This window comes from Flavobacterium sp. SM2513, assembly GCF_050908145.1.
Taxonomy (GTDB): Bacteria; Bacteroidota; Bacteroidia; order Flavobacteriales; family Flavobacteriaceae; genus Flavobacterium.
Window position 1 is genome coordinate 2,700,712 of the sequence record NZ_CP194228.1, and the last position, 22,469, is coordinate 2,723,180.

The window sequence follows — 22,469 nt, forward strand, 5'->3', positions numbered from 1 at the left end:
TGAAAATATCAGCTTTTATTTTTTTAATACTTTTTTTTATGAGTTGTAATTCTCAAAGCAAAAAAGTTAGTGAAGAAACCTTGAAAGCTAAAAGCCAAAAATTATTAACAGAATTTAATGCGGAAAGTAAAATAACTTCCGCAGATTATGATACTTTGATTGACTTGAATTATGATAATATCAAAGATTTTGTTATTGGGTATTATGGGCAATCTGGAACTGGAATAAAAAATAAAATCCGAGTTTATCTTTATGATTTAAAAAGGCATAATTATATTTTAAACGAACAATTATCTGAATTATCAAATCCAACATTTTACATTGACCAAAAAAAGATAACAGAATTTTATATTGGTAATGGTGGCGGAAGGGGAAGTAAACTCGAATGGATTAATAGAAAATGGGTTGTAACGAAAAAGTTTGAGGTTGACGAAAATGAAATCAAAACAGTTTGGAAGATAACTTATCCTTTGACAAAGAAAACTGAATATATTGCTAAGCCGTATAAAATGATTCCGATAAAAGATATTTTAGAAACAAACGTTAAGGAATAAACGATGCATAACCCCCGCTCTCCGAAGTCTGACGCTCTGCGAACGTCTCCGACTTCGCAGCATCTAAATTCCCAGAACAACATGACCCTCAAAGATTTATATAAAAATCTCACATTGCTCTTCGAGTGCCTCCGAGAGGAAAACCGTAATACAATTGGAAAATTATGCTTATGTTTGGGAAGGTTAATGCGCAAGGGGTACTGAATAGGAGGTGGGAAATTTTAATTTGAAAAAAGTGTATAAACTTGCGTATATTTACTAGTTACCAGTAATTTTATGAAAAACGACATATTTAACGATAAAAACATCTATCCAAACGGAGAAAAAATCAAGGAACACTTCCTAGGTTTTTACGATTCTGTCTTTGTTGCATATTTGTCATTCTTCCAAGTCGATAATCATAAATCAAAAACTAACAATTACAAAAAGCTAGAAAAAACAACTTTTAAAGAAGCGAAAAAAGAAATTGAAATATTAAATAATATTAAAATTCCAAATGCAGAAATCTTTAGTTATAGTAATGAAGATTATCCGACAGATTTAGAAATATTTGATGATGGTAAAGTTGTTAAGTGGGAAACTATTATAAAAGGTGCAAAATTAAAAGACAAAACTGAATTAAACAAAGCGCTCCGAACTTCAATTGGAGCTTTAAGAGAAATATTCAAAAAACCTGAATTAAGCGAAAAGCTAAATTCCTTTACAACACAAAATTCTATTTGGAATCCAACCGAAGGAACATTTGATGTTTTTTCAAAATTGGGAATTTATAGAACGTTTAAATTATTTAACAAAAATGAAATAATAATTATTGATGAGTTTTTTGAGAAAATAAATTCAATAAATATTGCGGAAATAACAGAATATGAATTTTTAGAAAAAGTAGATTTTAATGATTATTATATTTACTCTTCTGATAAAGAGATTTTATTTACAATTGAATGGGATAGTTTTTTCTTTCTAATTGCTACGGATAAAAATAAAATGGAACAAATTGTAGCAGCAAAATATTTTGAAGGATTTCTTTGTGATTCTGAAACAACACACGAATGGGATTATTTACCAGAAGAATTAGAAAAATTATTAGAAATTGAAAAGAATCAGAACTTAAAATCAGACAATCAAAAATGGTGGAAATTCTGGAAGTAAAAAAAACTACTGGTAACCGCCATTTTGATATAGCTGGAATTTAGTGGAATTATCGTTCCGCATCAAGTTTTCGTTAAGCCGAAAATTGAGCGGTTACGAACTTCCAGCCATCTCAAAGTGGCAAACCGTTAGCGGTTATGTTAAAAAACCTACGAAAAACATGATTCATTTAAATGAGATATTGTTTATGCAAAAAATTTTGGGAAGCTCATTGGGAGTTTTTGGAATTTTTCTATTATTTAGTGAACCTATCTATTTTGGATTAATATTTATTTTTTTTGCGTTAAATGCTTTTTCAACAGAAGGGTTTGAAATGAATTTAGAAAACAAGAGTTACAGAAATATAAATTCAATTTTTGGTATAAATTATGGAAGATGGAAAACTTACCCAGAAATTGAATATATTTCTGTAATTAAAACTAAGCAAAGTAAATCCTTTGAAGGAACATCGACTAGAATTATAACTGATGTAATCCATTTTAATATGTTTTACAACGGAAATAAACATATAACTTTTTATAAAACTAAATCTTTAGAAGAAGCTCGAAAGGCAATTCGAGAATTAGAAAAAAACTTGGAAGTTAATATTTCAGACAAAACAATGATTTAATCAAAAACACAACCGCTAACAGCTAGGATTTCGTGGCGGCTACAAGCCGAACAATGAATCCTGTGTTGAGGAACGTATTACTTGCCTTTAAGACTTATGGAGTTATTGTAATAGTGGTTGGATGGATTAGAAGAGGATTTAGGGTTCTCTTTCTTTTGTGGTGATTAAAGTTGAGATAAATAGTATATATTTGATTTTAGATAAACATTGAGGGTTATTAGACGTATCTAGCCTTTTTTGGGGTGACAGTACTGACAACTTCAGTAGTATAAACTAGTTGTAGCAAATTATGAGAAACATTCTATTAACATTGATTGTAACATTACCAACTTTGTGTTTCTCACAAGTTGATTGGAGTAAAGCAAAAGTAACTTATGGCGCAGAAAACGAAGTTTTACCAAATACTGGTGATACGATAAAAGAATATCACAACGAAACAAAAATGTTTAAAAGTTTGAAGTTTCGTGATTCAAAAGAACTTTCAATTGTTGAATTTGATGTTAACGGTAAAAAAATAAAGGCAACAATTTTTCCATTAGAAGATTTGAAATACAAAACGCTTACAAAGTATAACGAAGCGGGATTTGTTATTTTGATTGCTAATTATGATAACGGAATTGTTACGGGTAAATTTCAAAAATTTTACGGCAATGGAAAACTAATGGAAGAAGGCGTCTACGACAAAATGAAAAAGGTTGGAGTATGGAATTACTACGACGAAAAAGGTAAACTTACCAAAAGCGAAAATCATTAATAACGTGTTATAACAGGTAAGTCTTCTTTGGGCTTGAAAAGCCAACAATGAAGCCCGTGTTGAACGGAACGGAAGACATGCCGTTAACACTTATGGAGTTATTGATAAGGTGTTTGGATGGATATGAAGCACCAATAATTATCAGGATAGGGTTCTCTTTTTTTGTGGGAGAGAAAGGATTAAAGGATTAAAAAAAGAAATGATTATGAAAAATAGTGGTGAAAAAGTGTATTAACTTGCTTATATTTATCAGTTGTGCTTAATGCGAAAAAAATGACAATCGAAGAAAAAATTAAATTTTTAAAAGACAATATAGAACCTCTTTCTGACCAAATTTATGGAAATGGATATAGAGCTTCGGCGTATATGACTGACGGAACTTTTATTCCTTGTGTGCGATTTAGAAACTCAAAACCTATAACAGAACTTGCTGTAAAAAGATTCAATGACGAAAGAAAAGGAAAAAGTATTTTTAGCAGAGATTCAGGAATGGGATATAAAGATATAGTAAAAACATTTGTGGCTTCTGGGAATCGAATTAACGAATATGATATTGATAGAATTGAAAAAAGTCCTTGTGCATTTCCGAAAGAAATTCTTGACCAAATTCAAGGAGAAACAACAATGGGTTGGACAGGATTTTGTGTAAAAATGACTGACGGCAAAATATTTGGATATGGAAGTTCCTTTTTATTTGATTTTTTTCAAATGCCAAATGGATATTCAGCGAATGATATTAAAGAAATAATTAATCATAGTTATTTATCAAAAGACGGAGATTTAAAAGAACATAAAGTTCCATTTTTTGACCGACCAGATGATTATGATGAAAGGAATATTTACAGAGAAAGGCAGTATTTTGAATGCTATATTGATGGACTATAGGAAAAAGTAATAAGCACAACAGCCAAGGATTTCGTTGCGGCTGCAAGCCGAACACACGAGCGACAGCGAACTGACGAAGTAATGAACCCCGTGTTGATCGGAACCGATTACATGCCGTAAACAAAATGGAGTTATCGTGAAGTTGTAGACCCCCAAGTCCCGATAGTAATCGGGGGGATTTGAGTGTGAGTACGGATTGCAAATCCGCGCCATCAGGTTCATTTCGCTAATTTCATTTTAAGAAAGCAATATTGATTAAAAATTGTTTTTTTAAATCTATTGATTTTTTATTTTTATTAAGACGTTAAAATCAAAGAAGTTAAACTTTTTTATAGTAATGCCCTATATAACACTAAATTCAGTATTTTTGCATAGTGAAACAGTCTGTAAACATAGCAACAATTTTTCCCAAACACTTATTTTGGGATATGGATGCTAATAAACTTAATCTTTCTAAAGACAAGTCTATTATTATACCAAGGGCTTTGTATGCAACAACTCCAGATACATTTGAAACAGATATTCTAAAATTAGAAGCATTGTATTCTGCTAAAGATATTGTTAAATACTTAAAATTAACGACAGAGAATATCAGTAACAAAGTTTGTATAAGTGTTGCAAAAAGATACAATGTAAAGCCATTTCTTCGTTTTTCGCTATAATATATGAAGGCAGTTACTCCAGCAATAATTAAAGCCATCATAGAATTACAAACTTTACCAACAGTATCAAAATTTACTTTAGGTGGTGGTACAAATCTGGCACTGCAATCCAATCATAGAGTTTCTGATGATATTGATTTCTTTTACGATGGAATAATTGGTAAAGAGGGTTTTAAAAATATCGAAAATGAAGTCAAAAGCTACTTTGGTACAAAAGCAAAAAGCTTTGATGATCCTTGTGATATAAACGACCAATATTGCTTTCTGCGTTTCTTTCTTGATTTAGAAGATGGTGTGACCATTAAAGTGGAGATGCTTCAAAATATGAAGAATTTGTTTGAGGTAGAAGTAAATCAAGGAATAAGTTTACTTTCAAAAAGAGAAATTGGTTTATTCAAATTAATCAGTACTTCAAACCGATCAACCAAGAAAGATATTTACGATTTAGACTTCATAACCGATACAATTTCATTAATCGATTTGTATGAAGACTTAAAAATCAAAATGCTTAAATTCAATAAAGAAGAAGATAAAACAATATTTGATTTAAGTAAAAACAAAACCCCTATTGACAATCCAGAATTATTATTAAAATTTGATGATAATTCCGATTATTCAAAGTTTCCATCACACACAAACGATACCATACAAATCATCAAGGGAAGCAAAACTTGGGTTGAAGCAAAAATAAGTTGGCGTTCAAAAGTAAGACGTCTTTACAGTCATTTAGGCAAAGATTTTCCTGGACCAAAAGGAATAAAAATCAAATAAGTCATTAGCTCATTCAGCTTCACAAAATCCTCGTTTAATCCAAGTATTCATAAACTCACATCTTTGTTTGCTTCGTTTCGCTAATTTCATTTCTAATAACGAAAATATGTTTTATCATTTAATACTTGAAAAATAATTTAATTAAATGCAACACTATTTTTGTCGCAATTTTTTACTTTTTTTGCAACAAAAACTACGCATAAAAACTACTTAAAGTGTTTACATAGGCAGAACAAACCCGTAGTGTGGTATAGTAAATGTAACAAACAGTTGGAGTATTTTAATGGACCGGGATTTAATCCTGAAAACGGTAAAGCTTTGAAACCGATTACCCAGTATATGATTGATACGCATATAAAATCTGCTCCTAAATAGTGTTTGAAACCCGTGTTGAACTACCTGTCCCGATAATTATCGAGAGAACCGATTGCATGCCGTTAACACTTATGGAGTTATCGTTAAGGTGTTGGGAAGGCCCCCTAGCCCCCAAAGGGGGTATTTGAGTGTGAGCACGGATTGCAAATCCGCGCCATCGGGTTAAAAGTTTAAAAGTTTATTGGTTTGTAAGGGCTGTGTTGTTATGTTGTGTTTTTAAAAATGAAGGAGGATTGATTGAAGTTGGGTTGCAAACGCTTAGTTAAGTTTTTATATGTAAGTAGGTACTCGTTACAAACGAGCACCAGGTTTGAGGTTAAGTGGGGGATTGGAAGGGATTACATTTCGTTAAGACTTATGGAGTTATTGTTGAGGAGTTTGAGAGGCTCGAGAGAAACTTTATGAAATAACCGACATACTAGTATTAAATTTAATAAATCCATTATTAGAAAAAAATAGAGTTCTTGAGGCGGTTGCCATTTGTACCAAGCATTATTATGACAAATATAAAAGTATGACTTTTAAAGAATGGTTTACTCTAATTAACAATTTATATAAAAAAATAAACCCCGCTATTTAATGTTATTTACCTTTTTGTAATGAAAGAAAAATTTAAGTTTAAACGAGGGCAAAATTTACTCTCAAATTAAAAACGAGAGTAAATTTTTATTATATTTACACTCGTATATGAATCGGAACTAATAAACGCCTTCGTTTAAAAATTATAAAATAAGCAAAAAAGTGATCTATAACCCAGAAATTCCGTACAACGAATTACCACTATTACCACCACAAACGGAAATAGAAAGCACTACAATACTTAAAAAAACTATTGCAGCCAGTAGAGCTTTATCAGAGCTAAAAGGAGCAATTACAAATTTACCCAATCCAACATTATTTATAGATACAATCAATTTACAGGAAGCGCAAGCTAGTTCTGCCATTGAAAATATAATCACAACACAAGACGAACTCTTCAAAGCATCAATTGCGGAGAAAAAAAATGATAATCCTGCTACAAAAGAAGTAATGCATTACAAAGATGCCTTGTGGTTTGGTGTAGAACAAATAGAAAACCGACCTATCCTAACGACAAATCTTTTTATAGCAGTAATGCGAATCATAAAAGAAAATCAATCTAGTATTAGAAATGCCCCTGGAACACAATTAAAAAACCCAGCAACAAACGCTGTAGTCTATACACCACCTGAAGGAGAAAATATAATTAGGGAAAAGCTAAAAAACCTAGAAGATTTTATTCACGCAGAAGATACTATTGACCCATTAGTAAAAATGGCAATTATTCATTATCAGTTTGAAGCAATCCACCCCTTCTTTGATGGAAATGGCCGTACAGGAAGAATTATTCTATTATTATACCTCAAGGTGACAGGTTTACTTCATTTGCCAGCATTATATTTAAGTAATTATATCATTCAACACAAAGACAAATACTACACCAATCTCAGAAAAGTAACAGAAGAAGGAAATTGGGAAGATTGGATTATGTATATGCTGGATATGGTAGAACAAACTGCTCTAAAAGGAAGAGGTCAAATAGCTGAAATTGAAAAACTGATGAATGAAATGGGAACCGAAATACAACAAAAGTTGCCAAAAATTTATTCAAAAGACCTTATGGAAGAGCTATTCCGATTACCCTATACAAAAAGAAACCAATTAGAAAAGGCAGGATTAGGAAATCTAAAAACGGTAGGTAATTATCTAAAGGAATTGGAAAATTACGGTTTCTTAAAAAGCGAACAAGTAGGTAAAGAAAAGTTGTATCTAAATTTTAAGTTGTTAGAAGTTTTGAGATTAAAACAATAAACCCAAAAAATAAAGCTATGAGCCAAGAAATTATTGAAGCAATTGAAAATAAGAACCTAATTGAATTTAATTATGATGGTGAATCTAGAATAGTAGCGCCACATTGCTATGGTTTGTCAACAAAAGGCAATGAAGTCTTCTTTTTTTGTGGGATAGCAAGGAAGAAAAAAGGGTCAAAAGTTTAAATGGTTATGGGGTTATAAGGGTTGAATGCTTCACGGTATACAGGCTGGAAATAATTGCATGCTGTGAAGAGGTATGGAGTTATCGATAAGGTATAGGCCAGTCCCCAACCCCGATAGTAATAGGCGGGGATTTTAGTGAGGTTCGGATAGGAGGAAACTTAATACGTTCGTTGAGAAGTGCGTATAACCAAGACATCCAATTACTCACGCAGAGATGCTGAAATAAATTCAGCAGGACAAAAGTGGTCATGATTAGAATCGGGATTAAAAATACGGGATATACAATTTTTATGTGAATAGTTTTTATATTTGGAGGTTATAGAACGAAGGTTTTTTTTGGACTGACGTTAGTAGCAAGCTTAAAACCACAAATCATGGAAATTAAATCTAAATTACTTGTATTCATTTTCACTATATTGATAAGTTATTCTGGAATAGCGCAGGAAACTGAAAATTTTGAAAAATTAATTGTAAATAATTGGGGATTAAATTCTTTTGAAGTAAATGGTCAAAGTTTTCCACCGAGAGAAACAAACAAAAACGACCGAATGGTATTTAATTCAGATAAGACTGCCGAATCAATAAGTGTAGATAAAGTTCAAAAAGGAACTTGGTCCTACGACAAAACATCTCAAGTTATAAATGTAGTAGATCAAAATAATAAATTTGATATGCAACTTAAGTTAATAAGCATAACAAGTTCTGAATGCGTTCTAGAACTCGAAAACCCGAAAGGTACTTTTGTCAGATTGCATATGAAAAGTATTTCGAAATAAAAGCCAGTTGCTAACATACAATTTGCCTCTGCAGGCAGAACACCCGAGCGGTAGCGAATGAACGAAGTAATGAACACCGTGTTGAAAGGAACTAATTACTAGCCGTCAACACTTATGGAGTATGTGTTAAGGTGTTTGAGTGCATTTCAAGAGGATTAAGTGTCCTCTTTTTTTGTCGGGTAGAAATGTGGCTAAAGCTTTGTACTGGTTGTTTAAAAATAGTAGAAGGGCTGTTTTTATGCAACTTGTTTTCTATATTTGGAAGTAGTACCACGGTGGTTTTTTTATCGACTTACCTTTACCGTAATGATTTGACAAATATTGCTTAAAATTAAAATATTGTACGTAAATTTGTACAAATTATATTAATTATGGTAGTCGCAAATATTTCAGATTTCAGAAAAGATATTAAATCTTACTTTGATAGAGTGGCAATAAATTTTGAAACTCTAATTATAAATCGTGGAAAAGATTCAGGGATTGTTGTTATTTCACTTGAAGAATATAATTCACTAATTGCAACAAATTATGAATTATCAAACAGAACTAACGAAAGTAGGTTAGATTCTGCTGTTGATAAATTTAAGAATGGTAAGTCATTTTCAAAAGACTTAATTGAGGAGTAAAATGAAATATGTATTTGTTGATGAATCATGGGAAGATTATTTGTATTGGCAAAAAATTGACAAGAAGAAAGTTAAAAAAATAAATGATTTACTCAAAGATATTTCAAGAAATCCTTTTGAAGGAATAGGAAAGCCAGAAGCATTGAAACACAAGTATGCTGGATTTTGGTCGCGAAGAATTGATGATGAGCATCGATTAATTTACAGGTTTATCAATGATGAAATTCAAATTTTGAAATGTAGACATCATTACGACTAATAGTACTAGTGCTAACAGTTATACTTTTGTTACGTTTACCGCTTCGAACTAACAATGAATTGAAAATCAAACCATACCCTAATAAACAGAAACGAATGAGGTACGCTCGTGTTGTATTTTCCACGCCGTGCAAGCTGTAACCGATTACATGCCGTTAACACTTACGGAGTTATTGTTTAGGTGTACACCCCCTAAGCCCCCAGAGGGGGATTTGAGTGAGGAGTTCAGTTCCGATAAGGGATTGGGAAGGGTTCATAGAGCGGTGCGTATCATCATACAGGCAGTTGCTGACGTAGAGATGCTGAAATAAATTCAGATGACAAAGTGAAGTCAAGAATTCCAGCGATGTATGGTTAAAAATAAGGAGTGTCGTGTTTTTATGTGAATAGTTTTCTATATTTGGAAGTAAAAAACAGAGGTTTCATCAGACTGACGTTATACCAATGCAACGGTAGAATCAGGAATGTAACGCAATTTTAAATGGAAAACAACTTTCTTCAGCACTTATATCTTTGGTTATCATTATTAATCTTACCAATTACTGCTTTTTCACAATCGACTGACTTTACCATTCAAGATGTAAAATTTGAAAGTCAAGGAATTACTCTTGCAGGCTCAATTATAAAGCCTAAAAATCCATTTGCGGCAGTCGTAATTGTTCACGGTTCAGACCCAGTAAAAAGAGAAATGGAGTTTGCAAAACGTCTTGCAAAAGAAGGCATTGCTGTATTGACCTATGACAAACGTGGAGTTGGAGCATCTGGTGGTGTATATGTTGGACCATCTGTTGGAACAAATAATATTGACACTACTAATCTTAATTTATTATCTAGCGACGCAAATGCAGCGGTAAATACATTTCGGACTTATTTGAAAGACAAAAAAATAGCAATTGGGCTAGTTGGCTACAGTCAAGCAGGATGGATAATTCCAATTGCTGCAAGCAAAAATCCACAAATAGAATTTATGGTTTTATTTAGTTGCCCTACAATAACAACTTTAGAACAACTTCGATTTCAGTTTTACACTAACGGAAATAATAAATTTTGGGAAAATCATACAGATGCAGATGCTCGTGAACATACTAAAAATGACCCAGACAAGTATCAATTCGCGGCGACTGACCCAAAAAAATCTTTGAATACTCTTTCAATTCCTGGTCTTTGGCTTTTTGGAGAGAAGGATATACAAATTCCTGTAAAGATGTGCATAGAGCAGTTAAACACATACAAAGCTCAAGGCAAACCTTTTGAATATACTTTATTTTCAACATTAGGACACAATACTTCTTCTAGCGAAATTACAGTACCTTTTGATATTTCAATTCAATGGATAAAACAGAAAACTTTGAACAATAAGAAGTCTAAAGTATCAAAATGATGCACTGCTTATAACAGGTAGGATTTCGTTGCGGCTACAAGACGAACAATGAACTGCAAATCACCGAATTCTAAAATAAATTAAAATCAATGAGGTAAAACCGTGTTGAATTGCCTGTCCCGATTTTTATCGCGAGAACCGATTAATGGTGCTACCACTTATAGAGTTATTGCTTAGTAGTTTGAATGGATTTTAAAGCCCGATAGTTATCGAGATAAGGTTGTTTTTTGTGGAGAGAAAGGTAGAAAGGTAGATTTATAAATGAATTAGAAAGTTTAATGGGAAAGAAGTGTATAAACTTGTGTATATTAAAAAGTGAGCAGCAATCTTAAAGTAAGTACCGAATGAAAAATAAATTAACAATTCTCCTTGCGACAATTGGTTGGTTTGCAATTTTGACACAGTATTGTTTGATGGTAGAGAATAGAGTTACTTCAATTCTCGAAACAACAATCCGATTCTTTAGTTTTTTTACAATTTTGACAAATTTACTAGTAGCCCTATATTTCACATTGTCTTTACCTAAGAAAGGAAATAGCAATCCATCAACCAGCAATAAGTCGGGAACGCTAACTGCTATTACAGTTTATATAACAATTGTAGGACTTGTTTATCAAATCCTTTTACGACAGATTTGGGAGCCAAAAGGCATACAATGGGTTGTGGACGAATTGCTTCACTCGGTAATACCAATTTTGGTTATTATTTTCTGGTATTTGTATGAAGATAAAAAAACGATGGAATACAAACAAATATTGAAATGGTTAATTTACCCATTAATTTATCTGATATTTATCTTAATTTGCGGAAACTTTTCTAATTTTTATCCCTACCCATTTGTGAATGTAACTGATTTTGGTTTAAAAAAAGTCTTAATCAACAGCGCAGGACTTATAGTATTCTTTTTTTGCATAGCAGCCGGATATATTAAACTTGGAAAAGTTATTAAGTGAAGATAATGATAAAGCCAGCTGCTAACTGAAGAGTTATTAAGGCTTGAAAAGCCAACAATGAACACTTTGTTGAACAGTTTGTCCCGATTTTTATCGGGAGAACTGATTACATGCTGTGAACACTGAAGATATTGTGAAGTTGTTTGAAAACATTAAAAAAGAGGATTATTTGTCCTCTTTTTTTATGCAAAATAGTTTTCTTTATTTCGAAGAAGTAAGACGGCGGTTTTTTTTTTTTTTCAAACTGACGTTGATATAATTTTAACAGTCCGTGTTTGTAACAATCTTTTTGTTTTAAAGACTAGTTATAGAAAAAGAAAATATGGAATCGAACAGAAGGCTTTGGCTTAAAAAAATTGGAATTGGAGCAGCGGGTATTGGACTTGCCAACTTTAGTTCATTTGCTTCTCCTCCAGTATCAGAAAATCTAAATACTCGTTTTGATAAGGAAGCTAACTTAATTTTTTTACGCTCAAATGAAAACCCTTATGGTCCTTCTCCATTAGCACGGAAAGCATTTGTAGACCATGCGAATATTAGCAACCGATACAATTGGGATGTTGCAACACAACTGATTGCTGACCTTGCAAAAAGAAATAGGGTTAACGACGAAAACATCTTGTTGGGAGCTGGTTCAACTGAAATTTTAGATTTAGTTGCAAAATTGGTGTCACTAGACAAAGGAAATTATGTAATTGCAGACCCAAGTTATGATTATTGGACAGCTATATTAGATAATTTAGGTGTAACGAAAAACAAAGTACCTCTTAAAGCCGACAAGAAAATTAATTTACAAGCGATGTTGGAAGCTGTAAACCAAGATACAAAACTTGTTTATATCTGTAATCCAAACAACCCAACAGGAACAGTTTGCGAAAGAGAAGCATTGGTAGAATTTATAACTAAAATTTCACAAAACACCATTGTATTAATTGATGAGGCCTATTTGGACTTTACTAATCAGCAATCCCTTAGCGCGATTGTAAAGGAACATATAAATGTTATTATCGCCAAAACGTTTTCCAAAATGTATGGTTTAGCTGGAGCACGGATTGGGTATGCGATTGCGAACAAAACAATAATTGAGAACTTGGAAAATTTGCAGTCCAATACAAATAATAGCGTTAGCGTAGTATCAAAACTTGCTGCTATAGCTTCGTTGAAAGATGAGAAATTTGTTTCAAATTGCTACGCACTAAATGAAAATGTAAGACAATATACTATCAGCGAACTCAAAAAGTTAAATTGTGAGTGTATTTCTTCGCATGCCAATTTTATCTATTTTTCAATTGTAAAATACAACAAGGACTATTTTAAGCAATTAGACGACAATGCGATTGAAGGAGGAAGAATATATGAAGAGGAAGGTAAATGGACAAGGATTACTGTGGGTACAATGAACGAAATGAAAAAATTTATAAAAGCAATACAATAAAAAACACCATCAACAGCCAAGGATTCTCACGGCCTTAAATGCCACCAACGAACCCTTTAGTGAATTGCCGGTCCCGATTATTATCGGGAGAAATGATTGCATGCCGTTAACAGTTATGGAGTTATTATCAAGGTGCTTGGAAGGCCCCCTAGCCACCAATGGGGGAATTTGAGTATGGAGTTCAGTTAGGATAGGAGGAATCTAGAAAATGTCCTCTTTTTTAGTGGGGTACTTATTAATATGGTTTTTTGTGTGTTTCCATTCACTCACCTACAGTAACGCTATGGACAGTAGGGATTACTAAATGGGGTAGTTTTAACAGAGAATGTTATTCCTCTTCATAAGATTCCGTATCCTGTGCACGCTGCTCTTCTTCTTGATAGTCCTTAATATCTTGGTTGCTATACTGATAAAATTTGTCGAACGTTTTCGATTTGTAATCGTAGAGATACACGTACTTATTGTCTTTAGTAGTGGCAATTATACCATCAATGGGAGAAGGTTGCAACACCATGTCATTCATGAAAATTTTCGCTCCCTGCTCGAAAAATTGAAGGGTGGGAAGTTCTGTGCTTAACTCTTTCCAAAAAAGCTAGTCACCATTTTCGGCTATAATAAATAAAGCACTACTTTCAAAATCTTGCTTCTCTAACAGGAAGGCAGGAGGGACAAAATCCAAATCCATACTGATTTTCTCTTACTACTTTTTGCTGCTGCAAATATCTTTTCTTCGGATTCCATTCAAATTTTAGATTAGATTATAGATGGTCAGACAAAGGAAATTTTATAAATAACATGTATTTCTTTTTGTTTCCCAGGCTACCAAAAAATACAGCGTTATTATACAATTCATAAAGTATTTTTTTTTACGCGGTCACTATTTTATTTAGGTGCTACAACGTAGCTTAAACGATCATCTTGAACAACGAAAGCACTTGGAAAATTACACCCGAAAAAAAGTTTATAAAAAATGACACTTTAAATCTTTTAGTGGCTGATTGGGATTTGAACGATTCAGGATGGAAACATAAGTTTAAAAATTGGCAACTAAAATACCAAAAAGCAATAGAATTAAATATCGAAAACAAGAATGCAAAAGTAATGCTTGAACGTATCCAAAAAGAAACTGTGGCAAATAACTAATGGCAATAACATTTATATAACACTTTTATTAAGGATGCTCCTTTACGAAGACCGCCAAATAACCCTCAGACCTGTAAGGATTTCAACCCAATTTAAATCTTTGCGTTTCTTCTTCGCCGGAAGATTTACGTTGATAATTTGACTTTTTCAACTTCCCAAAATCGTAAGCGGCCAGGCATCTTGGCAAATCAACAATGGAATAACAGGTTAAGCAAGTACCTGGATTATCATCCGACTCGATTTGGCATTTAATCTATAATTTTATAAATAAAAAGTGCTAATTATAAAAGGTCAACCGTAAGAACGCAAGCAAAAAATAATTTTAAAATAAAACGATTTTAGTAAAGGCCCAATATAGCCCTGGATGTTAAGGCCAAGCTAAAAAAACATACCACCTGTACTTTTTTAGTTACATTTGAAATATGGAACAAGTTCTAAAATCTGAAATCACTAAATTACACATTGTGCAGCAGGCTTTTACACTATTTTACGAAAATGGTTTTAAATCAACTAGTGTAAATGAAGTAATGATAGCGGCAAAAATGTCGAAAGGCGCCTTTTACCACCATTATGAGAATAAAACGCAATTAGGTCTAGAGGTTATTGAGTTGAAAATTCAGAAACGGGTGTATGAAGGTATGATCGCACCATTGTTTGAACAAGGTAATGCGTTGAAAATTTTAGAACATACTTTTATAAATAGAATCAAAGCCTTTCCCCTTTACGATAAAGAGCAAGGCTGTCCTATGAATAACTTTATCAATGAAGTAGGCAGTTATGAAAAAAGCTACCAAGTGGCTTTGAAAAAAATTGTGGAAAATTGGAAAACCGCACTTGTAGAAATAATTGAAAGAGGAAAGAGTCAAAACGTGATTAAGAAAGAAATTCCAAGTGAAGCAGTAGCCATTTATCTAATCAGTGCTTTTGAGGGGATAAGAGGAATTAGAAAACTTTATAAGGACGATGCTGTTTTAGAACAATACATTTCTGGTTTGTCGCTTTATTTAAAGCAATTAAAAGTCTAATTGATGTACTCCTTTATATAAAACAGTAAGATATTAAAATAAATTAAATAGTCATGAATAGTAACAGCAACAATAGAGATTTGGCAGTGAATTTATTGCGTATTTCCTTCGGGATTAATTTTTTATTCCATGGAATAGTACGAATGCCTAACTTGGAAAAATTTGCAGCCGGTATGCAAAGCACTTTTCAAAACACCCCACTTCCAGAATCAGCCGTGACTATAATGGCTTATATAATTCCTTTTGTAGAACTGAGTATCGGACTGCTTTTACTACTTAATAAGCGAACAAAAGAAACGCTTATAGGCGCTTTTGTCTTAATGAATGTTTTAGTGGTGGGAAGTTGTATCGCCCAGAAATGGGACTTGGTAGGGCTACAAACTACTTATATTGGTTTCCTATTTTTATTATTGTACTTCACAAATCACAGTAAATTGGGCACAAAAACAGGAATGTAATCCCATTCAGTTAAGGGATAGTCCATAAAGCCCAACTTTAAATTAGTAATTCAAAATCAGTATAAACGCAATGAAAAACAACAGAAGAAACTTTATAAAAAACACAGCACTACTGGGAATGGCCGGTGCCTCTATTCCTAATTTTGGTTTTGCAGCCACTAGTGGGAATGAATCAGGCACCCAATCGATAACAACAAGGCCAAAGGTACTTTTCTTTGATGTCAATGAAACGTTACTAGACCTCACAACGATGAAGAAGAGTGTGGGCGAAGTACTAGGCGGAAGAAGTGAATTATTACCGTTATGGTTCACTACAATGTTGCAATATTCGTTAGTTTCTACGGTTGGCAGACAGTACAACGATTTTGGAATTATTGGTGCAGCTGCCTTGCAAATGGTGGCGGCAAACCACGGAATAAAGGTCACGGAAGAAGATGCTCAAAAAGCAATTTTAGGTCCCATCCGCTCTTTACCTGCACATCCAGAGGTTAAAGCAGCTTTACAACAGCTGAAAGATGGAGGTTATAAGTTGGTTTCCTTTACCAACTCGTCCAATAAAGGAGTGAAAACACAGTTTGAAAATGCAGGATTGCTAGATTATTTTGACGAACGACTGAGTATTGAAGATATCGGTAAATTCAAACCACATTCAGATGCGTACGATTGGGCAGCTAGAAAAATGAACGTAAAACCGTCAGAATGCCTCTTGGTTGCCGCACACGGTTGGGATATTGCTGGTGCAATTTGGGCAGGATGGAGAGGTGCTTTCATAAGCCGACCAGGGGCACAATTGTATCCTCTTGCTCCAAAACCAGAAATCAACGAAAGTAATTTAACTTTAGTAACCAAAAAATTGCTAGCGTTGAAATAAAAACAGAATGGTTTACAAATTTTAAATACAGGCACGATGAGCGTTAAAAACAAAGTTGTTATAGTTACAGGATCTTCAAAAGGAATTGGAAAAGAAGTAGCCTTTCTTTTAGCAGAAAACGGGGCAAAAGTCATAGTGAATTATTCACATAGCGAAAACGAAGCAAATGAAACGGTTGAAAAAATTGTAAAAAATGGCGGTACAGCTTTGGCAATACAAGCGGATGTAAGTCAAAGAGACCAAGTAACCGAGTTGTTTGACAAAACTATTGAAGCCTTTGGCAAAGTGGATGTTTTGATTAACAATGCAGGTATTATGTACAACGCCTTTTTAAAAGACAATACGCAGGAAGAGTTTACCAAACTTTTTCATGTCAATGTTCGTGGTGTTTTCAATACACTTCAAGAAGCAGACTGCAAACTAGCAGACAATGGAATTATCATCAATTTCTCATCCAGCACGGCAAAATTGATGTTTCCAAAATATGCTTTGTATTCTGCCACAAAAGCAGCAGTGGAGCAAATAACCAAAGTGTTTTCTAAAGAAGTTGGTAGAGGAATTTCAGTCAATGCAATCGCTCCAGGTGCTACGGCAACAGAATTATTTTTAAAAGGAAAATCACAGGAAACCATTGATAAAATGAGTGCGATGAACGCTTTTAACCGATTAGCAGAACCAATTGATATTGCCAGAGTCGTTTTGTTCTTAGCAAGCGACGATTCCAAATGGATTTCCGGTCAAGTAATTGGTGCAAATGGTGCTTTGGTGTAGGATTTGCATGCTGGTATAACAATAAGTGCACTATTTATCTGCAACAGTTAGCGTGTTAAAAATCAACTTAAAAGTGGTTTCAAGAAAGGTTAATCCTATGACTAGTGTTTCATTGGAATATACTTAGGAACAATAAAAAAAAAGAACAGATGAAAAAATTCGTACTTCTGCTTGTCGTATCTTTTACGTTAACGGCAGCGTTTGCACAAACAGAAAAAGCACAATGGTTAGACGTGGAATTGGCTAACTATCAATATCCTTACCCTGTTTCAATTATCAACGTAAAGGTACAAGAGCAAAATCTGAAAATGGCCTACATGGATGTGAAACCGTCCAATTACAACGGTAAAAATATTGTACTTTTTCACGGAAAAAATTTCAATGGTGCGTATTGGAAAACGACTATTGAAGCGTTGACAAAGGAAGGTTTTCGTGTTATTGTACCCGACCAAATCGGTTTTGGAAAATCGTCGAAACCAGAACATTTTCACTACACTTTCCAACAATTGGCACAAAATACCAAAACGATACTGGATTCTTTAAAAATAGAAAAGACCGCTATTTTAGGTCATTCTATGGGGGGAATGCTAGCTACTCGTTTTGCATTAATGTACCCAAAAACTACGGAGAAACTCATTCTAGAAAATCCTATTGGTCTGGAAGATTGGAAACTAAAAGTGCCCTATAAACCTGTAGAGTGGTGGTATGAAAATGAACTGAAGCAAAGTTACGAAGGCATAAAAAAATACCAATTAGTCAATTATTACGACAACAAATGGAAACCAGAATACGACGAATGGGTCAACTTACTGGCAGGTTGGACATTAAATTCCAGCTATAAAACCGTAGCTTGGAACAGTGCCTTGACTTATGATATGATTTTTACACAACCCGTTGTTTATGAATTTAAAAACATTCAAGCACCCACACTATTAATCATAGGAACAAGAGACCGAACAGCACTAGGGAAACCTCTAGTTTCCGAAGAAGTTAGTAAAACAATGGGATTGTATAACGAATTGGGTAAGAAAACACACAACGAAATACCTAATTCTGAGTTAATCGAAATAGAAAACGTGGGGCATCTACCGCATATCGAAAAATTTGAAAGCTTTATAAAACCATTAGTAATTTTTTTAAAAAAATAATGTACCCCCTCATTTAGTATCGTATAGTATCGTATTCTTTGAAATATTCAAATGCTCTCACGATTTTACTTGAAGTGAATAGGGAAACCGATAACGGGGAATAAGTTGATGTGTTTTTTTTAAGTTGCTGTATTGTTCCTATCGATCAGTAAGTGTTTGCATGAACAGTACCAGATTTTTCTTTTCTTGTTCGCTAATATTTAGATTGTCAAACGGAAGGGTTTGATGCTCTAGTTCCATTCCAATACCGTTGCCGCCTCCAAGTTCGTAGAATTTAACCACTTCCTCTAAGGTGCTATACACGCCATTGTGCATATAAGGTCCGGTTTTTTGAATGTTTCTGATAGTAGGCGTTTTAAATCCAAACCTGAATTGTTCCAATTGGTTGGTGTTGTAGCGACCTAAATCATCATCAATAACGGCATTTTCCCATGCAATGCTTTTTGGTACTCCAATTACTTCCGACTCAGTAACAGAAAACCAAGGCGGAATGCTGCCATTATACAAGGGTATGAAATGACAGGTGGCACATTTTGCTCTACCGGCGAACAGATTAAACCCGTTTTCTTCTTCTTTTGTTAACGTTTCTTTACCTTTAAAATAGTTGTCTATTTTAGAATTAAAAGGCATCAGGCTTCGCACATAAGCGGCAATGGCATTTCTGATTTCAAAGGGTGTAAGTTCTTTCTTGTCTGGAAAAGCGGCTAAAAGTTCGTTTTGATACGCCTTATTGTTAGTGATTCGTGTAGTAATTTCTTTTGGTGAAAGATTAAATTCGTTTTCGTTTTCCATCACATCTTGTATCTGATTTTCCAAATCCTGGGAACGCAAATCATAAAAAAAGTCGTTTTGGAAAGCCGCATATAAAAGCGTCGGCGAATTTCTTGAAACAGCTAAGTTGTGTACTTTGATGGTAGAAATTTTTAAGCCGTCGGTAAAAGCTTTGTCTGCATTGTGACATGTGGCACAACTTATTGTGCTGTTTTTGGATAAATGGGTATCGTTGAACAATCTTTTTCCCAATGCTATTTTAGGAACAGAAGAAACCGAGTTGCCATAAGGCGAAAAAGCATCAGGATTAAGGCCTTTTCCTTGCATTAAATCCGACAATGTACCTGAAAATGGAGTAACCGTTTTGGGTCTTTCACTCAAATAATTTTTGAAAATCACAGCGACTTCTTCACTCAAAGGCATTAAATATTCTTTGATAAAAACCAAACGATTGAAGGTGTCAAAGTTTTCATTCTTAGCTAGATATTCTTCACTTCTTTGGAATAATGCTGTAATTTTTGCAGTAGGTTTTACATTATTTAAAGTACAAAAATGCGTGATGTTTTCTTGCAAGCCAATGAGCGAGTATTTGGTTTCACCAATGGATGCAAATGCCACGGGCGAATCAAAACCGGTAAGCCCCATCGTGGCATTTCGGATAATTTGATGCTGCAAAATTTCGTAAACATGGTGATTTTGTATAGGCAAATCTTTAAGGTTTTTCTTTACAAACAATAAATCGGTTTGCAGTATCGCAATTTGCGAATGCAGCACCGTATAATCTATAGGTTCTTGTGTAAAAATCAGTTCTTCAATTACCTGGAAACCGGTTGCATCATTCACCACGTTATCATCTATTTTTACATCGGGTAGGGCAGGGCCGTTAATTCTTCTGCTGAAACCTTGAAAGTAGTACTCTACAAAAGGTTCTACTTTTTTATAAAGGATTCGAGAAGAAGTAAATTGCTCGGTTAGTGCTTCTTTATTGGTTGCAGAAGCCAAGTTATCGAGTGTGGATTGCAAAGAATCCAGTTGTTTTTCTACAACTGATTTCATACTGTTTTCCATAGTGATATACGTTTCCTTTTCCTTACAAGAAATGAAAGAAAGGAGCAAAAAAGCAATACTAAATTTTAGAAATTTCATTGATACTGTAAAATTAGTAACACCTTATTAACTAAATTAAAAAGGTGTTACTGTAGGTTATTAAACGGGTTAAAGTATTTTATCTTGGAACATTTTTTAGAATAACCGTTTGTCCGCCTGATTTATAAGTCTGTACAGATGCTGCTTTACTAGGGTTCAAAAAGCGGTCTCCTTCTACCCAAGTATGGGCGTGAATATTAAGCAAGAATGTACCAGGAATGCCAACGTTATCAGAAATATCTGTCATTGCTCCAAACTCCCAAATCCCTTTCCTGAGTTGATTAGCACCTGCTGGATTGTATTTCGTGTTTAACATATCAGTATCGCCATTTTTCATGTTCATGAAGGGTACTTTTTTTCCTGTTGCAATGTTGTATTGCCAAATATACGAGTCGTGTGTTGCCTCTGGAAAGAAAGAATCTCCATCTTCTTGAATGTACACGTAGTTTTCAGTTACACAAACGTTATCTGGATTTATAATATCTGATCCTTTTACGTTTTCACCAGTAGCAGTTACATCTCCGTCCGCTACAATTTTTAATTTACCTACTAAAGGATTTGTTGCATCTAATTTCAATTGATACATTCGTCCCATGTACGTTTTTTCTGCATTGTTACTTACACCGGTTGCAACAAAGTAAAGTTCTCTATTATTTGAAGCAGAACCCTTACGGTAATCTAAATCTTCTACACGTGCAAATTGAATGGATTTTAAAGTACTGTTTAAGTCTTCTATTTCAGTACCAGTAAGATTCTTTGCATTGGGAACTTCTACAAATTCTACGTCGTACGAATTGTTCCAGGTCATTGAAGTTTCAATTTGATTCAAATTGGTTCTTCTCAAAACATGTAGTTTTCCGTTCTCCAAGTCACCAACTGTGTTAGATACATATAAATAAACTTGTCCATTTCCAGAATCTTCACCAGCAATAATTACCGTTTTTCCAGGATAAGCCTGTTTGTTTAAAGGCACATAGTTTTCGGCACTCATTTTACCTAAAGCGGGTTTGGTTCTGCTATTATCTGTTTTATTAGCAGTTGCAAGTGGATCAATGGCATGACACATTGCATTTACATTCGATTCTCCGGCCGTTAAGAAGATAGGTCCAAAGCCGTGTTCTGCTGGTGTAGCCATAGTTGCCGAACACAAACGGAAACCACCACCATCTGTATCTACAATATAATCTCCTTTTACAATATCAAGTTTACTATTTAAATACAATCTAGAAACGGCCCATGTATTTTCATGATTGTTTACCATAACATATCCATCGCTCGCTGGATCCTTAATGAATCCCTGTCCATCTGGAGCTCCACCATACACCATATCGCCAGAGTTTGCAATTGTATCCTCACTACTAATAAGCGTGTAGACTTCTACGCCTGAAAATTCAGAAAATGTTCGTGCTAACGCAGGTGTAATAGATCGGTTTTTAAATTCTACTGCATTTGAAGTACCACCGTTAGACGATCCATCGTCATCGTTACAGGAAACGGCAATAGCTGCAACCAATAAGGCACTAATAAAATAAGATTTTTTCATTTTTGTGTGTTTGTTTATTTATTTCTACAAAAATAGAGCGGATTGGCTTTATGTAATTTATCTAAAAGTTACCAGTAGTTTACTAAAATTCACAACACTTATAAATAGTGATTTTGACTAAAACACTGCTTTTGTTGTGTTTAAATTCAAATGGAAGGACGGAGAGCTAATTAAAAAGAAGGCTGCTTTAATTTAAAATAAACCTACGGTAAATTTATGGGTTACACTTAAAATTTGTTTTAGATTGTAAAGATAAAATGCTTATTTAGTTACTGGGACTGCGGTGTTGTGTTGTGTTTTTAAAAGTGGGGCAGGATTGATTGGAGTCGCGTTGCAAACGCATACTTTGGTTTTTATAAGTAAGTAGGTAAACGCTAGAAACGAGTACC

At 33.8% G+C, this 22,469-nt stretch carries 24 protein-coding genes; 21 read left to right on the forward strand and 3 right to left on the reverse strand.

Annotated features, from left to right (window positions below; all coding sequences use genetic code 11):
* Positions 1–38: 38 nt before the first annotated feature.
* The 15 genes from ACQ5J2_RS11395 (at position 39) to ACQ5J2_RS11465 (ending at position 13,204) form a co-directional block, all read left to right on the forward strand.
* On the forward strand, positions 39–554 hold the full coding sequence (locus ACQ5J2_RS11395) for an XAC2610-related protein (RefSeq protein ID WP_432670574.1): 516 nt from the start codon (positions 39–41) through the stop codon (positions 552–554).
* A 276-nt stretch (positions 555–830) separates the two neighbouring features.
* The gene (locus tag ACQ5J2_RS11400; protein WP_432670576.1) at positions 831–1,703 is read left to right on the forward strand and encodes a DUF2711 family protein; all 873 of its coding nucleotides are present in this window, start codon (positions 831–833) and stop codon (positions 1,701–1,703) included.
* Between the two features lie 160 nt (positions 1,704–1,863).
* A complete protein-coding gene (locus ACQ5J2_RS11405; RefSeq protein ID WP_432670578.1) occupies positions 1,864–2,313 on the forward strand; it encodes a hypothetical protein in 450 nt (149 codons plus the stop codon).
* Positions 2,314–2,602: 289 nt separating this feature from the next.
* The gene (locus tag ACQ5J2_RS11410; protein ID WP_432670316.1) at positions 2,603–3,067 is read left to right on the forward strand and encodes a toxin-antitoxin system YwqK family antitoxin; all 465 of its coding nucleotides are present in this window, start codon (positions 2,603–2,605) and stop codon (positions 3,065–3,067) included.
* Positions 3,068–3,340: 273 nt separating this feature from the next.
* The gene (locus tag ACQ5J2_RS11415; RefSeq protein WP_432670580.1) at positions 3,341–3,952 is read left to right on the forward strand and encodes a hypothetical protein; all 612 of its coding nucleotides are present in this window, start codon (positions 3,341–3,343) and stop codon (positions 3,950–3,952) included.
* Between the two features lie 374 nt (positions 3,953–4,326).
* Complete coding sequence (locus tag ACQ5J2_RS11420; RefSeq protein ID WP_432670582.1) at positions 4,327–4,614, forward strand: DUF6922 domain-containing protein; 288 nt, start codon at positions 4,327–4,329, stop codon at positions 4,612–4,614.
* Between the two features lie 3 nt (positions 4,615–4,617).
* Positions 4,618–5,385: a nucleotidyl transferase AbiEii/AbiGii toxin family protein gene (locus ACQ5J2_RS11425; RefSeq protein ID WP_432670584.1), complete on the forward strand. Its 768-nt coding sequence runs from the start codon at positions 4,618–4,620 to the stop codon at positions 5,383–5,385.
* A gap of 1,116 nt (positions 5,386–6,501) precedes the next feature.
* Positions 6,502–7,590: a Fic family protein gene (locus ACQ5J2_RS11430; protein ID WP_432670586.1), complete on the forward strand. Its 1,089-nt coding sequence runs from the start codon at positions 6,502–6,504 to the stop codon at positions 7,588–7,590.
* A 17-nt stretch (positions 7,591–7,607) separates the two neighbouring features.
* Complete coding sequence (locus tag ACQ5J2_RS11435) at positions 7,608–7,775, forward strand: hypothetical protein (protein WP_432670588.1); 168 nt, start codon at positions 7,608–7,610, stop codon at positions 7,773–7,775.
* Between the two features lie 374 nt (positions 7,776–8,149).
* Positions 8,150–8,551 carry a hypothetical protein gene (locus ACQ5J2_RS11440; RefSeq protein ID WP_432670590.1) on the forward strand — a complete coding sequence of 134 codons (402 nt, stop codon included), beginning with the start codon at positions 8,150–8,152 and terminating at the stop codon, positions 8,549–8,551.
* 371 nt (positions 8,552–8,922) lie between these two features.
* Positions 8,923–9,177 carry a type II toxin-antitoxin system Phd/YefM family antitoxin gene (locus ACQ5J2_RS11445; RefSeq protein ID WP_432670592.1) on the forward strand — a complete coding sequence of 85 codons (255 nt, stop codon included), beginning with the start codon at positions 8,923–8,925 and terminating at the stop codon, positions 9,175–9,177.
* A 1-nt stretch (position 9,178) separates the two neighbouring features.
* The gene (locus tag ACQ5J2_RS11450; RefSeq protein WP_432670594.1) at positions 9,179–9,436 is read left to right on the forward strand and encodes a Txe/YoeB family addiction module toxin; all 258 of its coding nucleotides are present in this window, start codon (positions 9,179–9,181) and stop codon (positions 9,434–9,436) included.
* A gap of 480 nt (positions 9,437–9,916) precedes the next feature.
* Positions 9,917–10,816: an alpha/beta hydrolase family protein gene (locus ACQ5J2_RS11455; RefSeq protein ID WP_432670596.1), complete on the forward strand. Its 900-nt coding sequence runs from the start codon at positions 9,917–9,919 to the stop codon at positions 10,814–10,816.
* Between the two features lie 344 nt (positions 10,817–11,160).
* The gene (locus ACQ5J2_RS11460) at positions 11,161–11,769 is read left to right on the forward strand and encodes a Pr6Pr family membrane protein (RefSeq protein WP_432670598.1); all 609 of its coding nucleotides are present in this window, start codon (positions 11,161–11,163) and stop codon (positions 11,767–11,769) included.
* A 322-nt stretch (positions 11,770–12,091) separates the two neighbouring features.
* Positions 12,092–13,204 carry a pyridoxal phosphate-dependent aminotransferase gene (locus ACQ5J2_RS11465; protein ID WP_432670600.1) on the forward strand — a complete coding sequence of 371 codons (1,113 nt, stop codon included), beginning with the start codon at positions 12,092–12,094 and terminating at the stop codon, positions 13,202–13,204.
* Positions 13,205–13,532: 328 nt separating this feature from the next.
* On the opposite strand, the gene ACQ5J2_RS11470 is transcribed toward ACQ5J2_RS11465, so the two are convergent.
* Positions 13,533–13,727 carry a hypothetical protein gene (locus ACQ5J2_RS11470; protein WP_432670602.1) on the reverse strand — a complete coding sequence of 65 codons (195 nt, stop codon included), beginning with the start codon at positions 13,725–13,727 and terminating at the stop codon, positions 13,533–13,535.
* A gap of 395 nt (positions 13,728–14,122) precedes the next feature.
* On the opposite strand from ACQ5J2_RS11470, the gene ACQ5J2_RS11475 reads away from it, so the two are divergent.
* From ACQ5J2_RS11475 to ACQ5J2_RS11500, 6 genes are all read left to right on the forward strand, one after another.
* The gene (locus tag ACQ5J2_RS11475) at positions 14,123–14,347 is read left to right on the forward strand and encodes a hypothetical protein (protein WP_432670604.1); all 225 of its coding nucleotides are present in this window, start codon (positions 14,123–14,125) and stop codon (positions 14,345–14,347) included.
* Positions 14,348–14,769: 422 nt separating this feature from the next.
* Entirely contained in the window at positions 14,770–15,372 is a 603-nt protein-coding gene (locus ACQ5J2_RS11480) for a TetR/AcrR family transcriptional regulator (protein ID WP_432670606.1), read from the forward strand.
* A 53-nt stretch (positions 15,373–15,425) separates the two neighbouring features.
* A complete protein-coding gene (locus ACQ5J2_RS11485; protein WP_432670608.1) occupies positions 15,426–15,830 on the forward strand; it encodes a MauE/DoxX family redox-associated membrane protein in 405 nt (134 codons plus the stop codon).
* Between the two features lie 70 nt (positions 15,831–15,900).
* On the forward strand, positions 15,901–16,701 hold the full coding sequence (locus ACQ5J2_RS11490; protein WP_432670610.1) for a haloacid dehalogenase type II: 801 nt from the start codon (positions 15,901–15,903) through the stop codon (positions 16,699–16,701).
* Positions 16,702–16,737: 36 nt separating this feature from the next.
* Entirely contained in the window at positions 16,738–17,472 is a 735-nt protein-coding gene (locus ACQ5J2_RS11495; RefSeq protein WP_432670612.1) for an SDR family oxidoreductase, read from the forward strand.
* Positions 17,473–17,621: 149 nt separating this feature from the next.
* Positions 17,622–18,620, forward strand: coding sequence for an alpha/beta fold hydrolase (locus tag ACQ5J2_RS11500; RefSeq protein WP_432670614.1), 999 nt, complete (start codon positions 17,622–17,624; stop codon positions 18,618–18,620).
* A gap of 138 nt (positions 18,621–18,758) precedes the next feature.
* Here the strand turns inward: ACQ5J2_RS11500 and ACQ5J2_RS11505 are convergent, their stop codons facing one another.
* Together ACQ5J2_RS11505 and ACQ5J2_RS11510 are read right to left on the reverse strand one after the other, a co-directional pair.
* Positions 18,759–20,447 (reverse strand): cytochrome c peroxidase, encoded by a 1,689-nt coding sequence (locus tag ACQ5J2_RS11505; RefSeq protein ID WP_432670616.1) that lies wholly within the window; start codon positions 20,445–20,447, stop codon positions 18,759–18,761.
* 169 nt (positions 20,448–20,616) lie between these two features.
* Entirely contained in the window at positions 20,617–22,080 is a 1,464-nt protein-coding gene (locus tag ACQ5J2_RS11510) for a hypothetical protein (protein WP_432670618.1), read from the reverse strand.
* Positions 22,081–22,469: the final 389 nt, after the last annotated feature.

Coding starts and splice junctions, on each gene's coding strand:
- ACQ5J2_RS11395 (WP_432670574.1), top strand. CDS start 39: ATGAGTTGTAATTCTCAAAGCAAAAAAGTTAGTGAAGAAACCTTGAAA.
- ACQ5J2_RS11400 (WP_432670576.1), top strand. CDS start 831: ATGAAAAACGACATATTTAACGATAAAAACATCTATCCAAACGGAGAA.
- ACQ5J2_RS11405 (WP_432670578.1), top strand. CDS start 1,864: ATGATTCATTTAAATGAGATATTGTTTATGCAAAAAATTTTGGGAAGC.
- ACQ5J2_RS11410 (WP_432670316.1), top strand. CDS start 2,603: ATGAGAAACATTCTATTAACATTGATTGTAACATTACCAACTTTGTGT.
- ACQ5J2_RS11415 (WP_432670580.1), top strand. CDS start 3,341: ATGACAATCGAAGAAAAAATTAAATTTTTAAAAGACAATATAGAACCT.
- ACQ5J2_RS11425 (WP_432670584.1), top strand. CDS start 4,618: ATGAAGGCAGTTACTCCAGCAATAATTAAAGCCATCATAGAATTACAA.
- ACQ5J2_RS11435 (WP_432670588.1), top strand. CDS start 7,608: ATGAGCCAAGAAATTATTGAAGCAATTGAAAATAAGAACCTAATTGAA.
- ACQ5J2_RS11440 (WP_432670590.1), top strand. CDS start 8,150: ATGGAAATTAAATCTAAATTACTTGTATTCATTTTCACTATATTGATA.
- ACQ5J2_RS11445 (WP_432670592.1), top strand. CDS start 8,923: ATGGTAGTCGCAAATATTTCAGATTTCAGAAAAGATATTAAATCTTAC.
- ACQ5J2_RS11450 (WP_432670594.1), top strand. CDS start 9,179: ATGAAATATGTATTTGTTGATGAATCATGGGAAGATTATTTGTATTGG.
- ACQ5J2_RS11455 (WP_432670596.1), top strand. CDS start 9,917: ATGGAAAACAACTTTCTTCAGCACTTATATCTTTGGTTATCATTATTA.
- ACQ5J2_RS11460 (WP_432670598.1), top strand. CDS start 11,161: ATGAAAAATAAATTAACAATTCTCCTTGCGACAATTGGTTGGTTTGCA.
- ACQ5J2_RS11465 (WP_432670600.1), top strand. CDS start 12,092: ATGGAATCGAACAGAAGGCTTTGGCTTAAAAAAATTGGAATTGGAGCA.
- ACQ5J2_RS11470 (WP_432670602.1), bottom strand. CDS start 13,727: ATGAATGACATGGTGTTGCAACCTTCTCCCATTGATGGTATAATTGCC.
- ACQ5J2_RS11480 (WP_432670606.1), top strand. CDS start 14,770: ATGGAACAAGTTCTAAAATCTGAAATCACTAAATTACACATTGTGCAG.
- ACQ5J2_RS11485 (WP_432670608.1), top strand. CDS start 15,426: ATGAATAGTAACAGCAACAATAGAGATTTGGCAGTGAATTTATTGCGT.
- ACQ5J2_RS11490 (WP_432670610.1), top strand. CDS start 15,901: ATGAAAAACAACAGAAGAAACTTTATAAAAAACACAGCACTACTGGGA.
- ACQ5J2_RS11495 (WP_432670612.1), top strand. CDS start 16,738: ATGAGCGTTAAAAACAAAGTTGTTATAGTTACAGGATCTTCAAAAGGA.
- ACQ5J2_RS11500 (WP_432670614.1), top strand. CDS start 17,622: ATGAAAAAATTCGTACTTCTGCTTGTCGTATCTTTTACGTTAACGGCA.
- ACQ5J2_RS11505 (WP_432670616.1), bottom strand. CDS start 20,447: ATGAAATCAGTTGTAGAAAAACAACTGGATTCTTTGCAATCCACACTC.
- ACQ5J2_RS11510 (WP_432670618.1), bottom strand. CDS start 22,080: ATGAAAAAATCTTATTTTATTAGTGCCTTATTGGTTGCAGCTATTGCC.